This window comes from Pseudomonas sp. JH-2, from assembly GCF_036231725.1.
GTDB classification, from domain to species: Bacteria; Pseudomonadota; Gammaproteobacteria; order Pseudomonadales; family Pseudomonadaceae; genus Pseudomonas; species Pseudomonas delhiensis.
Genome location: NZ_JAZAQP010000032.1, coordinates 17,934 through 32,244, shown reverse-complemented (window position 1 = coordinate 32,244; position 14,311 = coordinate 17,934). Strand labels below are relative to the sequence as shown.

13 protein-coding genes and 1 riboswitch are annotated in these 14,311 nt (G+C 71.3%); of the genes, 10 read left to right on the top strand and 3 right to left on the bottom strand.

Annotated features, from left to right (window positions below; all coding sequences use genetic code 11):
- Nucleotides 1-182 precede the first annotated feature (182 nt).
- From VV867_RS20610 to VV867_RS20600, 3 genes are read left to right on the top strand one after another with little or no spacing between them, the layout of a single operon-like run.
- Nucleotides 183-1,184, top strand: coding sequence for an ATP-binding protein (locus tag VV867_RS20610; RefSeq protein WP_109933795.1), 1,002 nt, complete (start codon nt 183-185; stop codon nt 1,182-1,184).
- Entirely contained in the window at nt 1,166-1,864 is a 699-nt protein-coding gene (locus VV867_RS20605; protein WP_425343517.1) for a vWA domain-containing protein, read from the top strand. Before VV867_RS20610 ends, VV867_RS20605 begins: the two co-directional genes overlap by 19 nt.
- A 32-nt stretch (nt 1,865-1,896) precedes the next feature.
- Nucleotides 1,897-2,235, top strand: a complete 339-nt coding sequence (locus VV867_RS20600) for a hypothetical protein (protein ID WP_275627774.1) — start codon at nt 1,897-1,899, stop codon at nt 2,233-2,235.
- On the opposite strand, the gene VV867_RS20595 is transcribed toward VV867_RS20600, so the two are convergent.
- The 3 genes from VV867_RS20595 to cbiE all read right to left on the bottom strand — a co-directional run bounded on the left by VV867_RS20595 (nt 2,232) and on the right by cbiE (nt 5,078).
- Nucleotides 2,232-2,855 carry a glutathione S-transferase family protein gene (locus VV867_RS20595; RefSeq protein WP_275627775.1) on the bottom strand — a complete coding sequence of 208 codons (624 nt, stop codon included), beginning with the start codon at nt 2,853-2,855 and terminating at the stop codon, nt 2,232-2,234. The two genes, VV867_RS20600 and VV867_RS20595, sit on opposite strands and share 4 nt — an antisense overlap.
- 295 nt (nt 2,856-3,150) lie before the next feature.
- Nucleotides 3,151-3,879 (bottom strand): cobalt-precorrin-6A reductase, encoded by a 729-nt coding sequence (locus VV867_RS20590; protein WP_328567419.1) that lies wholly within the window; start codon nt 3,877-3,879, stop codon nt 3,151-3,153.
- Complete coding sequence (gene cbiE / locus VV867_RS20585) at nt 3,876-5,078, bottom strand: precorrin-6y C5,15-methyltransferase (decarboxylating) subunit CbiE (protein ID WP_328567418.1); 1,203 nt, start codon at nt 5,076-5,078, stop codon at nt 3,876-3,878. Before cbiE ends, VV867_RS20590 begins: the two co-directional genes overlap by 4 nt.
- A 78-nt stretch (nt 5,079-5,156) precedes the next feature.
- Nucleotides 5,157-5,340: riboswitch (cobalamin riboswitch) on the top strand.
- A gap of 92 nt (nt 5,341-5,432) precedes the next feature.
- Between cbiE and cobG the strand changes: the two genes are divergently transcribed.
- The 7 genes from cobG (at nt 5,433) to VV867_RS20550 (ending at nt 14,257) form a co-directional block, all read left to right on the top strand.
- Nucleotides 5,433-6,761 (top strand): precorrin-3B synthase, encoded by a 1,329-nt coding sequence (gene cobG, locus VV867_RS20580; RefSeq protein ID WP_328567417.1) that lies wholly within the window; start codon nt 5,433-5,435, stop codon nt 6,759-6,761.
- Nucleotides 6,754-7,380, top strand: a complete 627-nt coding sequence (locus VV867_RS20575; RefSeq protein WP_275627779.1) for a precorrin-8X methylmutase — start codon at nt 6,754-6,756, stop codon at nt 7,378-7,380. Before cobG ends, VV867_RS20575 begins: the two co-directional genes overlap by 8 nt.
- Nucleotides 7,380-8,120 carry a precorrin-2 C(20)-methyltransferase gene (locus tag VV867_RS20570; RefSeq protein ID WP_371921131.1) on the top strand — a complete coding sequence of 247 codons (741 nt, stop codon included), beginning with the start codon at nt 7,380-7,382 and terminating at the stop codon, nt 8,118-8,120. Before VV867_RS20575 ends, VV867_RS20570 begins: the two co-directional genes overlap by 1 nt.
- Nucleotides 8,120-9,772, top strand: a complete 1,653-nt coding sequence (gene cobJ, locus VV867_RS20565; RefSeq protein ID WP_328567416.1) for a precorrin-3B C(17)-methyltransferase — start codon at nt 8,120-8,122, stop codon at nt 9,770-9,772. Before VV867_RS20570 ends, cobJ begins: the two co-directional genes overlap by 1 nt.
- Nucleotides 9,773-9,904: 132 nt before the next feature.
- Nucleotides 9,905-10,405 (top strand): sigma-70 family RNA polymerase sigma factor, encoded by a 501-nt coding sequence (locus tag VV867_RS20560; protein ID WP_109936705.1) that lies wholly within the window; start codon nt 9,905-9,907, stop codon nt 10,403-10,405.
- On the top strand, nt 10,402-11,379 hold the full coding sequence (locus VV867_RS20555; protein WP_328567415.1) for a FecR family protein: 978 nt from the start codon (nt 10,402-10,404) through the stop codon (nt 11,377-11,379). Before VV867_RS20560 ends, VV867_RS20555 begins: the two co-directional genes overlap by 4 nt.
- Before the next feature lie 436 nt (nt 11,380-11,815).
- Nucleotides 11,816-14,257 carry a TonB-dependent siderophore receptor gene (locus VV867_RS20550; protein ID WP_442965044.1) on the top strand — a complete coding sequence of 814 codons (2,442 nt, stop codon included), beginning with the start codon at nt 11,816-11,818 and terminating at the stop codon, nt 14,255-14,257.
- The last annotated feature ends 54 nt before the right edge of the window (nt 14,258-14,311 follow it).

Genomic DNA, 14,311 nt, shown 5'->3' with positions numbered 1-14,311 from the left:
ACTGGATGGACAGGCTGGACGGCATGGTTATCTCCACAAGATGTCGGCCAAGCTACCGTATCGGCGCCGGGCTTTCAATCATCCTTTCCTATCGCCTTCATCGATGGCGCCTCGCTCGCCCGCGCCGGCTTCGCTACCATTCGCCGTTCAAGCCCACCCAGGCACGCCGCAGGTAACGCCCCATGCAACCGCACTTCCCCCTGGCCGCCGTGGTCGCCGCCGACGACCTGAAACTGGCGCTGTGCCTGGCCGCCATCGACCCAGCCATCGGTGGGGTGCTGATCGAGGGCCCGCGCGGCATGGCCAAGTCGACCCTGGCCCGCGGCGTGGCCGACCTGCTCGACGGCGGGCGCTTCGTCACCCTGCCCCTGGGCGCCAGCGAGGAACGCATCGTCGGCACCCTCGACCTAGACGCCGCCCTGGGCGAGGGCCGCGTGCGCTTCTCCCCGGGCATCCTGGCCAATGCCGACGGCGGCGTGCTCTACGTCGACGAGGTCAACCTGCTGCCCGACCACCTGGTGGACCTGCTGCTGGACGTGGCCGCCAGCGGCGTCAACCACGTCGAGCGCGACGGCCTGTCCCACAGCCACCCGGCGCGCTTCGTGCTGATCGGCACCATGAACCCCGAGGAAGGCGAGCTGCGCCCGCAGCTGCTTGACCGCTTCGGCCTGAAGGTCGAGCTGGGCGGCACGCCGGCGCCGGCCGAGCGCGCCGAGATCGTCCGCCGCCGCCTGGCCTTCGACGCCGACCCACAGGCCTTCCTCGGCCACTGGCAGGCCGAGCAGGACGCCCTGCGCCAGCGCTGCGCCCAGGCCCGCCGGCGCCTGCCCGGCATTCCCCTGGACGACGCCGCGCTGCAGGCCATCGCCGAGCGCTGCTACGCCGCCGGGGTGGACGGCCTGCGCGCCGACATCGTCTGGCTGCGCGGCGCCCGCGCCCATGCCGCCTGGCGCGGCGCCGAGCGCATCGAGAAGGAGGATATCGACGCCCTGGAGCCCTTCGCCCTCGCCCACCGCCGCCGCCATGCGCCGCCACCACCGGCGCAGCCGCAGGCGCCTCAGGCCCCTGCCGCCAACCAACCCGAACAAGGCACACAGAACGAAGGCCAGTGGGGCGAACTGCCGCCCCGCGCCGTGCCCGCCGGCGCCGCCCGCGAACTGCCGCGCTGGCCAAAAAAGCCCTGAGCATCCGCCCGCGCCCGGCCCCAGGCGCGGATGCCAGCCCCACACCCGGCCAGTCCGCCGGCGGCCGCAGCGGCGCCCGCCGGCAGGGTACGCACTCGCGCATCGACTGGCCGGCCACCTTGCTGCGCGGGCGCCCGCAACGGCGTGACCAGTTGGTGCTGCGCGCCCGCAGCGCCAAACCCCGTGAACTCTGGCTGGTAATCGTCGACGCCTCGGCCAGCACCCGCCGGCATGGCGCCCTGGGCCAGGCCAAGGGCCTGCTGGCGGAGGTCTTCGAGCTGGCCTACCGGCAACGCGCGCGCCTGGCCGTGCTGCATGCCGCGGGGCAGCAGCCGCGCTGGCTGTGGCAGGGGCAGAAGGCTTCGGCGCAACTGCGCGACTGGCTGCGCGACCTGGGCGCCGGCGGCGGCACGCCGCTGCCCGAGGCCCTGGCCCAGGCCCGCGGTTGGCTGGACAAGCGCCAGCGCCACAAGCCCGGCGAACGCCAGCGCCTGCTGATCGTCACCGACGGCCGCCTGAGCGACTGCCCGCCCCTGGCGCCCCTGCCCTGCGCCAGCCTGCTGGTGGACATCGAGAGCGGCCCCGTGCGCCTCGGCCGTGCGCAACACCTGGCCGCGGAACTGGAAGCGGATTACCGGCACATCAGCGAACTTCCCTGGAAGACCCAGCTACCCTCGTAAACCTACATATTCCAGCGCCCAGGAAGACCATCATGACGACAGTAGCGATTCTCTACCGGGAAACTGATACCGGGGAAATATCCGAACTGTTATGCAAGCATCAGCTGTTGATGCTGCCCGCAGTGATGCGCAGCGAAGGCCGACGACTGGCCGCAACACTGGACAGTGCGCGCGACGAGAATGGCAATGGTGTACTGCTGCTGGAGATTCCAGTGCAGACGCGTGAGTATGGCGAAGACTTCATCGCCGTCTTCTTCCATACCAACCGCTACGACTACCGCAGCCAGGGACAGCTGCAAGCCACCATGCAAAGGGCCCAGAATGCATGGGAAGACGCGGGTGGGCCGAACGAGTTCTTCGTCGAAACCTAGGGCAGCCCGTTGCAGCCATGCTCGCGATAGCCAGGTCGCCGGCTCAGCAGCTCGTAGTAGGCAGCTACCGCGGGCAGCTCGGGGCGCGGCAGCGGCGTCATGAACCAGCGCTGCACGGACAACCCGAGGACGATGTCGGCCAGGCTGAAGGCTGTGCCAGCGACGTAGGCGCCGGTCTTCTCCAATTGGGCGTCGAGGATTTGCATGTGCCGCACCCACTCGCGCTCACCGGCGGCCAGGGCCGCGGCATCGGCATGCGCCGGGCTGTTGCGCACCCGCGCCATGAACACGTAGCGCCAGGCATTGTTCAGCTCGGTGGCCTGCCAGCCCATCCACTGCTCCACCCGCGCCCGCTCGCGGGGCGCGGAAGGCAGCAGGTCGTCGCGCGGGTACTGGCTGGCCAGGTAGCTGCAGATGGCGTTGCTCTCCCATAGCACGAAGTCGCCGTCCACCAGCACCGGCACCAGCGCATTGGGATTGAGGGCGAGGAATTCGGGCGCGTCCGTGGCGCGAAAGCCGCTGCCCCAGTCTTCCCTATGGTAGGGAAGCTGCAGCTCGGCGCAGGTCCACAGCACCTTGCGCACGTTGATCGATGAGGCCTTGCCGAGGATTCGCAACATTCCGCCACTCCCTGTTCGCGTCGTGCGCATGACCGTTCGCGGTTATACGCCGGCGCCCCCGCCACGTCGATCGCGCCGGCTGACGCCGGACAACCCGCCCACGCCGAACGGCCCCTCTCCCGCTTGCGGGAGAGGGTTGGGGAGAGGGGCTCTCATGCGCCAATCGGCGCTATCGATCCACCTCGTACAGCTCCAGCTTCGGCAATGTGTCGGCGAGCGGTTCGCGAGCAAGCTCGCTCCTACAGGCGATGCACCTGTGCTTTTCGTAGGAGCGAGCTTGCTCGCGAACCCGGCCCTACAGAAGCGGCTCCAGCGCTGCCCATAGCACCTCGACGCTATCGAACTGCCGATCCACCTCGGGCAATTCCGGCCGCGCCAGGATCAACACCGGCACCCCCCGCTCGCGCGCCACCTGCAGCTTCGGCTCGGTGGCCTGGCTGCCGCTGTTCTTGCTCACCAGCACGTCGGTGTCCAGGCGCGCGAACAGCTCGCGCTCGCCCTCCAGGCTGAAGGGCCCACGGGCGCCCAGTACCTCGGCGCGCTCGGTGCCTGGCAGGCTCTGCAGGCAGCGCAGGGTCCAGAACTGATGTTCGGGAATTTCGCCGAGGTGTTCCAGCGGCTCGCGCCCCAGGGTGAACAGCGGCCGGCGGAACGGCGCCAGCGCCACGATCAGTTGCGCCCAGCCTTCCACCTCGCGCCAGTCGTCACCAGGCCCGGGCTGCCAGCCGGGACGGCGCAGGGCCCAGCAGGGTACGCCGGCCAACTGCGCCGCGCGGATGGCGTTGTGGCTGATCTGCGCGGCATAGGGATGGGTGGCGTCGAGCAACAGGTCATAGCCCTGCGCGGTGATGAACGCCGCCAGGCCCTCGGCGCCGCCGTAGCCGCCCACGCGCACCTGGCAGGCGAGGTCGTCGGGCACCTTGCCCAGGCCGGCCAGGCTGTACAGGTGGCGAGGGCCGAGGCGGCGGGCGATGGCGAGGGCCTCGCCGATGCCGCCCAGCAGCAGGATGCGCTTGCCGCTCACGGCTTGCGCACCGCCAGCAGGGTGATCGGCAGGGCCGAGCGCCAGGTGTCGAAGCCACCCAGGGGCTGCGCCTGGGCCACCTGCAGGCGCACCAGCTCGCCGCCGTGGCGCTCGCGCCAGGCGACCAGGGCCGCCTCGCTCTGCAGGGTCACGGCATTGGCCAGCAGGCGCCCGCCGGGCTTGAGGTTGTCCCAGCACAGCGCCAGCACGCCGGGCACGGTGACGCCGCCGCCGATGAAGATGGCGTCCGGCGCCTCCAGGCCTTCCAGGGCCTGGGGCGCGTGCCCGGCCACCAGTTGCAGGCCGGGCACGCCGAGGGCGTCGCGGTTGTGGGCGATGTGCCCGAGGCGGCCCTCGTCGGCCTCGATGGCGATGGCCCGGCACGCGGGGTGCGCGCGCATCCACTCGATGCCGATGGAGCCGCAGCCGGCGCCGACGTCCCAGAGCAGTTCACCCGGCTCCGGGGCCAGGCGCGCGAGAGTCACGGCGCGCACGTCGCGCTTGGTCAGCTGGCCATCGTGGCGGTAGGCGTCGTCGGCCAGGCCGGGGGTCAGCGGCAGGCGCCGGGCATCGGCGCCAGCCACGCAATCGATGGCCAGCACGTTGAGCGCGGCGGCCTCCTCCAGCGACCAGTCGGCGGCCAGGCCGTCGATGCGCCGCTCGCGCTCGCCGCCCAAGTGCTCCAGCACGCTCAGCCGGCTCGGCGCGAAACCGCGTTCGCGCAACAGCGCGGCGACCGCCGCCGGGCTGCGCCCATCGGCGCTCAGCACCAGCAGCCGGCGCCCCGGGTGCAGGCGCAGGTTCAGCGCCGCCAGCGGCCGGCCCACCAACGACAGCAGCTCGACTTCCTGCAGCACCCAGCCCAGCCGCGCCGCGGCCAGGCTCACCGAGGACGGCGCCGGCAGCACGCGCATTTCCGCCGCCGGCAGTTGCCGCGCCAGGCTCGCGCCCACGCCGAAGAACAGCGGGTCGCCACTGGCCAGCACGCAGGTCGGGGTGCCGCGCCGCGCCAGCAGCGGGGCCATGTCGAAGGGGCTCGGCCAGCGCGTGCGCTGCGCGCCGATGCACGGCGGCAGCAGGTCCAGCTGGCGCTCGCCGCCGAACACTTCGCTGGCCGCCAGCAGGGCGCGGCGGGCGGTCTTGCCGAGGCCGGGGTAGCCGTCCTCGCCGATGCCGACGATGGTCAGCCAGGGCGTCATGGGAAGTCCTCGCAGGTTGCGACACCGCGCCGCCGGCGTTCCGACGGGCAGGGTTTTCAAGGGGTCGGGCAAAGCGGGCATAATACAGCCTTCGTCGGTGCCCATCAGGGCCGAAGAGGGAACGCGCAGGAGCCATCCAAGCGCGGCTGCCCCCGCAACTGTAAGCAGCGAGTCCACGCGTCATTGGCCACTGGGAGACCGGGAAGGCCGCGTCGGGCGACGACCTGCCAGCCAGGAGACCTGCCGACGGGACCAGTCGCGCGTGCAAGCATCGAGCGGGGTGTATCGATGTTGTAGGTCTTCCCATATGTGGGGCGATCCGCAAGGTCACCGCGACCCAGCCATGGTGACCCTGTGCCGAGCCAGCCGCCCGTCCCCCCTGTCGAAATCCGCCCGTCGCCCTGCCCGGGGCTGTTGCGCGTGGTCGCCTCCGGCGATGGCGGCATCTGCCGCATCAAGCTGCCCGGCGGGCGCCTCGACGCCACCGGTGCCAGGGCCATCGCCCGTGCCGCCGAGCGCCATGCCGACGGCGTGCTGGAGGCGACCAACCGCGCCAACCTGCAGATCCGCGGCGTGCACGAAGGCGCCGGCACGGCGCTGTCCACCGAGCTGCTGCAGGCCGGGCTGGGCCCGCGGGTCGCCGCCGCCGATGACGTGCGCAACCTGCTGCTGAGCCCCGCCGCCGGCCTCGACCCGGCCCAGGCCCTGGACGTCTCGCCGCTGGCCGCCATGCTGCTCGACCTGCTGCAGGACAACCCGCGCTTCCACGGCCTGTCGCCCAAGTTCGCCCTGCAGCTGGATGGCGGCGAGGGCCTGGCGATGCTGGAACACCCCCACGACATCTGGCTGTCGGCCATGGACGCCGGGCGCTTCGCCTTCGGCCTGGCCGGCTGCCCGCCAGTGCGCGCGCAGGACAGACCCGCGCTCGCCGCCATCGCCAGCGAACAGGTGCCGGCCCTGGTCGAGGCGCTGCTGAACCTGTTCCTCGACCTGGCCGGCGAAGGCGTCTCGCGCATGCGCCAGTTGCTGACAAGCCTTCCCGCCGAGGACCTGCTGGCGCGCCTCGACCTGCCGCTGCAACAGGACGTGGCCGACTGGCGTCGCCCCGCCGTCGCGCCCTTCGCCCATCTGGGTATCCGCCCGCAGCGCCAGAGCGGCCTGTGCAGCGTCGGCGCCGGCTTCGTCCTCGGCCGCCTGCACGCCGGGCTGCTGCGCGAACTGGCCGGCCTCGCCGAGTGCGAAGGCGACGGCGGCCTGCGCCTGACACCCTGGCAGGGCCTGCTGCTGCCCAACGTACCGGCTGCGCGGGCCAGCGCCGTGCTCGCCGCACTCGACAGCCTGGGCCTGATCACCTCGGCCGAACAGCCGCTGTCCCGGCTGGTCGCCTGCAGCGGCTCCAGCGGCTGCGCCCGCGGCCTGGCCGACACCAAGGCCGACGCCCTGCGCCTGGCCGAACGCCTGGGCGCGCCGCTGCCGCCCAGCGTGCACCTGTGCGGCTGCCCGCGTTCCTGCGCCGCCGCCCACGTGGCGCCCCTGACCCTGCTGGCCGTCGCCGACGGCCGCTACGACCTCTACCGCCGCGCCCCCGGCCACGCCGGCTTCGGCCAGCCGCTGGCGCGCGACCTGTCCCTCGACGCCGCGGCCGACCGGCTGCGCGACCCCGGAGTCTTCCCCGATGCTTGACTACATCCGCGACGGCCAGGCGATCTACCGCCAGTCCTTCGCCACCATCCGCGCCGAGGCCGACCTCTCGGCCATCCCCGCCGACCTGGAGAAGCTCGCCGTGCGGGTGATCCACGCCTGCGGCATGGTCGACGTGGTGCAGGACCTGCGCTTCTCCGCCGGCGCCGGCAGCGCCGGCCGCGCGGCCCTGGCGGCCGGCGCGCCGATCCTCTGCGACGCGCGCATGGTCGCCGAGGGCATCACCCGCGCGCGCCTGCCGGCGCACAACGAAGTCATCTGCACCCTCAACGAGGCGGACGTCCCGGCCCTGGCCCGCGAGCTGGGCAACACCCGCTCGGCGGTGGCCCTGGAGCACTGGCGCCAGCACCTGGAAGGCAGCGTGGTGGTGATCGGCAACGCCCCCACCGCGCTGTTCTACCTGCTGGAAATGCTCGACGCCGGCGCGCCGAAACCGGCGCTGATCCTCGGCTTCCCGGTGGGCTTCGTCGGCGCCGCCGAATCCAAGGAGCTGCTGGCCGCCGACAGCCGCGGCGTGCCCTACGTGATCGTCCGCGGCCGCCGCGGCGGCAGCGCCATGGCCGCCGCCGCGGTGAACGCCCTGGCCACGGAGGTGGAATGATGGGCGGCCGCCTGCTCGGCCTGGGCGTCGGCCCCGGCGACCCCGAGCTGATCACCCTCAAGGCCCTGCGCCTGCTGCAGTCGGCCCCCGTGGTCGCCTATTTCGTGGCCAAGGCCAAGCACCACGCGGGCCAGGGCGGCAACGCCTTCGGCATCATCGAGCAGCACCTGGGGCAGGCCCAGGAGCGCCTGCCGCTGGTGTACCCGGTGACCACCGAGAAGCTGGAGCCGCCGCTGACCTACGAGACCGTCATCAGCGACTTCTACGACACCGCCGCCGAGCAGGTGGCCCGGCACCTGGACGCCGGCCGCGACGTCGCGGTGATCTGCGAGGGCGACCCCTTCTTCTACGGCTCCTACATGTACCTGCACGACCGCCTGGCCGAACGCTACCCGAGCGAAGTGGTGCCCGGCGTGTGCTCCATGCTGGGCAGCGCGGCGGTGCTCGGCGTACCGCTGGTGTACCGCAACCAGAGCCTCTCGGTGCTCTCCGGCGTACTGCCGGAAGACGAGCTGAAGCAGCGCCTGGCCAGCGCCGACGCGGCGGTGGTGATGAAGCTCGGGCGCAACTTCGACAAGGTCCGCCGCGTGCTCCGCGCGCTGGGCCGCGACGACGGCGCGCACTACGTGGAGCGGGCGACCATGCGCGAGCAGCGCATCGTGCCGCTGGACGAGGTGGACCCGATGGCTTCGCCCTATTTCTCCATGGTGGTGATCCCCGGGCAGAGGTGGCGCGGTTGATGAACGCCTCCCCCGCCATCGTCATCCTCGGTGCCAACGCCCTGGCCACCGCCCGGCGCGTGCAGGCGCTTTATCCACAGGCGCGCATCCACGGCCTGCAGGGTCGCGTCGAGGGCGCCGACGAGCCCTACCAGGATTTCGGCGACACCCTGCGTGCGCTCTACCGCACCGGCACGCCGATCATCGCCCTGTGCGCCGCGGGCATCGTCATCCGCAGCCTGGCCCCGGCGCTGCAGGAAAAAGGCGCCGAGCCGCCGGTGCTGGCCGTGGCCGAGGACGGCAGCGCGGTGGTGCCGCTGCTCGGCGGCCTGGCCGGGGTCAACCGCCTGGCCCGCGAGATCGCCGCCGCGCTGGAGGTGGCGCCGGCCATCACCACCAGCGGCGAGCTGCGCTTCGGCGCCTGCCTGCTGGAGCCGCCGCAAGGCTATGCCCTGGCCGACATCGAGCAGGGCAAGCGCTTCGTCGCCGACCTGCTCGGCGGCGAGAGCCTGCGCATCGAAGGCGACGCCCCCTGGCTGGCCGCGGCGCGCCTGCCGCTGGCCGAGGATGCCCGGCGCCGCGTGCGGGTGACCTGCGAGGCACGCCCGGCACAGCGCGACGAATTGCTGATCCACCCGCGCCAGGTCCTGGCCGAAGTGCAGGCGCCGGTCGACGACCTCGCCGCACTTGTCCACAAGGCATTGGCGCACGCCCACCTGGCCCCGGCCGCCCTTGCTGCCCTGCTCGCCCCGCGCCGGCACATGGCCGACGCGCGCCTGGCGGAAGCCGCCCGGGCCCTCGGGGTGCCGCTGCGCTTCGTCGCCGGTGAGCCACTGCCACCCGTGCATGGCGCGCACGAGGGCATCCACCTGCGCCTCGCCGAATCCCCCGCGCAGGCCGCCGCCATCGGCCGCCCGCGCGGGCGCCTGAGCGTGATCGGCCTCGGCCCCGGCGCCGCCGAGCACATGACCCCGGCCGTGCGCCGCGCCCTGGACGAAGCCCAGGACCTGCTCGGCTACGAGACCTACGTGAAGATGGCCGAGCCGTTGCGCGCCGACCAGGTGCGCCACTGCAGCGACAACCGCGAAGAGATGCAACGCGCCCGCCATGCCTTCGAGCTGGCGGCCGGCGGCCGGCGCGTGGTAGTGGTGTCGTCCGGCGACCCGGGGGTGTTCGCCATGGCCGCGGCGGTCATCGAGGCCCTGCACGAAAGCGCCGATGCCGAGTGGCACAACGTCGAGCTGGAGGTGCTGCCCGGGGTCTCCGCCGCCCTGGCTGCCGCGGCCAAAGCCGGCGCGCCGCTGGGCCACGACTTCTGCCTGATCTCGCTGTCGGACAACCTCAAGCCCTGGGACGTAATCGAAAAGCGCCTCGACCACGCCGGCGCCGCCGACCTGGCCATGGCCTTCTACAACCCCATCTCCAGGGCCCGCCCCTGGCAGCTGGGCCGTGCCCTGGAGATCGTCCGCCAGCACCGCGCGGCGGAAACCCTGGTGGTGCTCGGCCGCGACATCGGCCGCCCGGCCGAGGCGCTGCGCAGCCTCACCCTCGGCGAACTGCAGCCGGAGATGGTGGACATGCGCACCCTGGTGATCATCGGCTCGTCGCTCACCCGCCGCTTCCCCCGCGCCGGCGGCGGCGACTGGGTGTACACGCCGCGCTGGTATCGCTGAGGCAGGTGTATCGGCGGATAACCGCGGACGGTTATCCGCCCTACGTCCCTGGAAGTTCGGCCCCGCTTGCAAATGGCCAGCGCGTTGATGAAAATGCGACGGATTATCATTCTTCATCTTTCCGGCGCCGCCATGGCCTCCTCCACCCTCGACATCGACCGGCTGTACAGCGACCACCACGGCTGGCTGCACGGTTGGCTGCGCAGCCGCCTGGGCAACGCCGCGGACGCCGCCGACCTGGCCCAGGACACCTTCCTGCGCCTGCTGCTCAAGCAGGAGCTGCTGGAGCTGCGCACCCCGCGCGCCTTCCTGCGCACCATCGCCCGCGGCCTGGTGATCGACCACTGGCGCCGCGAGGAGCTGGAGCGCGCCTACCTGGAATCCATCGCCCACCTGCCGGAAGCGGAAGCGCCCTCGGCGGAAACCCGCGAAATGCTCCTGCAACTGCTGGAAAGCATCGCTCGCCTGCTCGACGGCCTGAAGCCCAAGGTGCGCAGCGCCTTCCTCCTGGCCCAGTGCGAAGGCCTGCCCCATGCGCAGGTCGCCGAACGGCTCGGCGTCTCCGTGCGCTCGGTGGAGCGCTACGTGGCCGAGGCGCTGTTCCACTGCTACCAGGCGCGCTACGCCGAATGAACGCCAGCGCCGAACTGCAGCCCGACGCCCGGGTGGTCAAGCAGGCTATCCAGTGGATGCTGCGCCTGTCCGGCGGCGCCGACCCGCTGCTGCAGGAAGCCTGCGCCCACTGGCGCGCCCAGCGCGCCGAGCATGAACTGGCCTGGCAGCGCGTGCAGTCGCTGAACCAGGAGCTGCGCAGCGGCCTGCAGAGCGTGCCGGGCAGCCGCGTGGCCCTGGAGACGCTGGAGAAGGGTAGCCAGCGCCTGCAGCGGCGCCAGGCCCTGAAGCTGCTGTCGCTGGTCGCCCTGGGCGGCTCCGCGCTGTGGCTGAGCCGCGACCTGGGCCCCTGGCAGCGCTGGAGCGCCGACTACGCCAGCGGCGTCGGCGAGCGCAAGCGCTTCGTCCTGGCCGACGGCAGCAAACTGCTGCTGAACACCGACACCGCCGTCGACGTCTTCTTCGCCCCGCAACAGCGCCTGCTGGTCCTGCAGCGCGGCGAAATCCTCGTCAGCACCGCCAAGGACCCCGCCCGGCCGCTGCGTGTGCGCAACCGCGACGGCCTGTTCGAAGCCCTGGGCACCTGCTTCGTGCTGCGCCAGGATGCCCACGACAGCCTGCTCAGCGTGCAACAGGGCGCCGTGGCCATCGCCCCGCGCCGCCTCGGCCAGGCCCGCACGGTGGCCGAGGCCGGCCAGCGCTACCGCGTCGACGCCGACGGCGCCACGCCCCTGGCCGCCACCGGCATGGACAGCAGCGCCTGGGCCGAGGGCCTGATCGTCAGCCGCGACATGCGCCTGGCCGACTTCCTCGCCGAGGTCGCCCGCTACCGCCACGGCCACCTCGGCTGCGACCCGCTGGTGGCCGACCTGCGCCTGTCCGGCGTGTTCCGCCTGGACGACACCGACAAGCTGCTCGACCTGCTGCCGCGCACCCTGCCGGTACGGGTCATGCGCCGCAGCGACTGGTGGGTGACCGTCGAGGCCCGCACCTGAACCGGACTCCCCTGTAGGAGCGAGCTTGCTCGCGAACGGAGTTTCCCGGTCGTGTCGGCGCCTGGCATGAGAGCGCCCTCTCCCTAACCCTCTCCCTGAAGGGAGAGGGGACCGTTCGGTGTGTTCGGGGATTTCGGAGTTAGCCGGCAGCACCGAAGGTTTCCGGCTGAAACCATCACCTCTCTCGGCACGGACTAGCCCCCTCTCCCTTCAGGGCGAGGCGCGCAGCCGAGGGCTGGGGAGAGGGGGCGGGGTCAAACCAAAACACCTAAGCCACCTGGAAACTCCATTCGCGAGCAAGCTCGCTCCTACGAAGAGCCGCATGGGCGCCATCGGAAACATTTTTCGCGGATGAGAATTATTTTTGTCGGGTTTTCCACGCTGGCCCGGCATGGAGATAAACCCTCCCATTTCCCGCCCTGACGGATACCTCTCCATGCGTGCAGTCCCGGCCCGATCTCCCGCCCCGAACTCCCCCGCCAGCCGCCTCTCCATCGCCGTGCGCGGCGCCCTGCTCTGCGCCGCCCTGGGCAGCGCCCTGCCCCTGACCAGCTGGGCCGCCGACGCCGCCAGCATCACCCGCAGCCGCGCCTACGCCATTCCTGCCGGCCCCCTGGGCGAGGTGCTCAACAGCTTCGCCCGCGAAGCCGGCATCACCCTCTCCACCACCCCGCAGCAGACCGCCGGCCTGCAGTCCGAAGGCCTCAACGGCACCTACTCGGTGGACCAGGGCCTGGCCCGCCTGCTCGCCGACACACCGCTGCAGGCCGAGGACCAGGGCAACGGCAGCTACGTGCTGCGCGCCGCCGGGCCCAAGGACGCCCTGGCCCTGCCCGCCACCAGCGTGTTCGCCCTGGGCAACGCGCTGGGCAGCGAGGACGGCTACCTGGCCACCCACAGCCAGATCGCCACCAAGACCTCCAAGGCCCTGCTGGAAACCAGCCAGAGCGTCTCGGTGGTGACCCGCGAGCAGATCGACGACCAGGGCTCGAAGACCGTGCAGCAGGCCATCCGCTATACCCCGGGCATCTTCACCGGCCAGGTCGGCGCCTCCAACCGCTACGACTACATCGTCATGCGCGGCTTCGCCGACAACAGCGTGGACAACATCTACCTGGACGGCCTCAAGGCCATGGGCGACAGCGGCACCTTCAGCTCGATGCAGATCGACCCGTACTTCCTCGAACGCATCGACGTGCTCAAAGGCCCGTCCTCGGTGCTCTACGGCCGCAGCCTGCCCGGCGGCCTGGTGGCGCTGACCAGCAAGAAGCCGCTGTACGAGGACTACCACCAGGTCACCGCCAGCGTCGGCAACATGCAGCAGAAGGAACTGGGCTTCGACTTCAGCGGCCCGCTGGACGACGAGAAGCGCATCGCCTACCGCCTGGTCGGCCTGGGCAAGGGCGCCGACACCCAGTTCGACCACACCAGGGAAGAGCGCTACGCCATCGCCCCGAGCCTGGCCATCGACTTCAGCGACGACACCACCCTGACCCTCCAGGGCTACCTGCAGCACGACCCCAACGGCGGCTACCACAGCGGCGTGCCGGCCGACGGCGCGCTGTACCACCACAACGGCCGCAAGATCGACCGCGAGTTCTTCGACGGCGAACCCGACGTCGACGACTTCGACCGCACCCAGCGCATGTTCGGCTACCAGCTGGAACACCGCATCGACGACGTCTGGTCGGCGCGGCAGAACTTCCGCTACCTGCAGTCCGACGTGAGCCTGGCGCAGGTCTACGGCTACGGCTGGACCGCGCCGGACAGCAACGAACTGACGCGCTACTTCTCCGGCGCCCGCGAGCGCCTGGAGGCCTACATCATCGACAACATGGCCCAGGCCGAATTCGCCACCGGCGCGGCCCGCCACACCCTGCTGATGGGCCTGGACTACCAGCGCCGGCACACCTCGGTGGACTGGTCCTCGGGCTCGGTGGCCCCCATCGACGCCTTCGACCCGGTGTACGGCGACAGCGCCATCAGCTACTACCCGGACGACAACCACACCCGCCGCCTGGAACAGACCGGCGTCTACGCCCAGGACCTGATCGATCTGGACCACTGGCGCTTCTCCCTGGGCATGCGCCAGGACTGGGTGACGGTGGAAGACAAGAACCGCAGCACCGGCAGCAAGGCCGACGACGACTGGAAGAAATTCACCGGCCGCGCCGGCGTGCTCTACCTGTTCGACAACGGCGTGGCGCCCTACGTCAGCTACTCCGAGTCGTTCAACCCCAACGCCTACTCCGACCAGGACGGCACCCCGCTGGAGCCCACCGAGGGCAAGCAGTGGGAACTGGGCCTGAAGTACCAGCCGCCGGGCAGCGCCAGCCTGTACACCGCCTCGCTGTTCCACATCACCCAGGAGAACGTGGCGACCAAGGAGCCGCAGGACAACTTCTACACCTCGGTGGGCGAGATCCGCTCCCAGGGCCTGGAGCTGGAAGCGCACATCCAGGCGACGCGGAACCTGAAGCTGCTCGGCAGCTACACCTACACCGACATCACCTACACCAAGTCGCTGGATGGCAACCAGGGCCACACCCCGAACCAGGCGCCCAAGCACATGGCCTCCATCTGGGCCGACTACGCCTTCGACGCCGGCCCGCTGGACGGCCTGAGCATCGGCGGCGGCGCCCGCTACGTCGGCGAGACCTGGGCGGACAAGGAAAACACCCTGCGCGTGCCCGACTACACCCTGGTCGACGCCCGCATCGGCTACGACCTCGGCAAGCTCGGCATGAAGGGCCTGGACGTCAGCCTCAACGCCAACAACCTGCTGGACAAGGACTACGTGGCCTCCTGCTACAACCTCGACTACTGCTACTTCGGCGAGAAGCGCAACGTCACCGCCACGGTCAACTACCAGTTCTGACCCCACGCCGCCCGCCCCGCGGGCAGGCATTCCCTCGTAGGAGCGAGCTTGCTC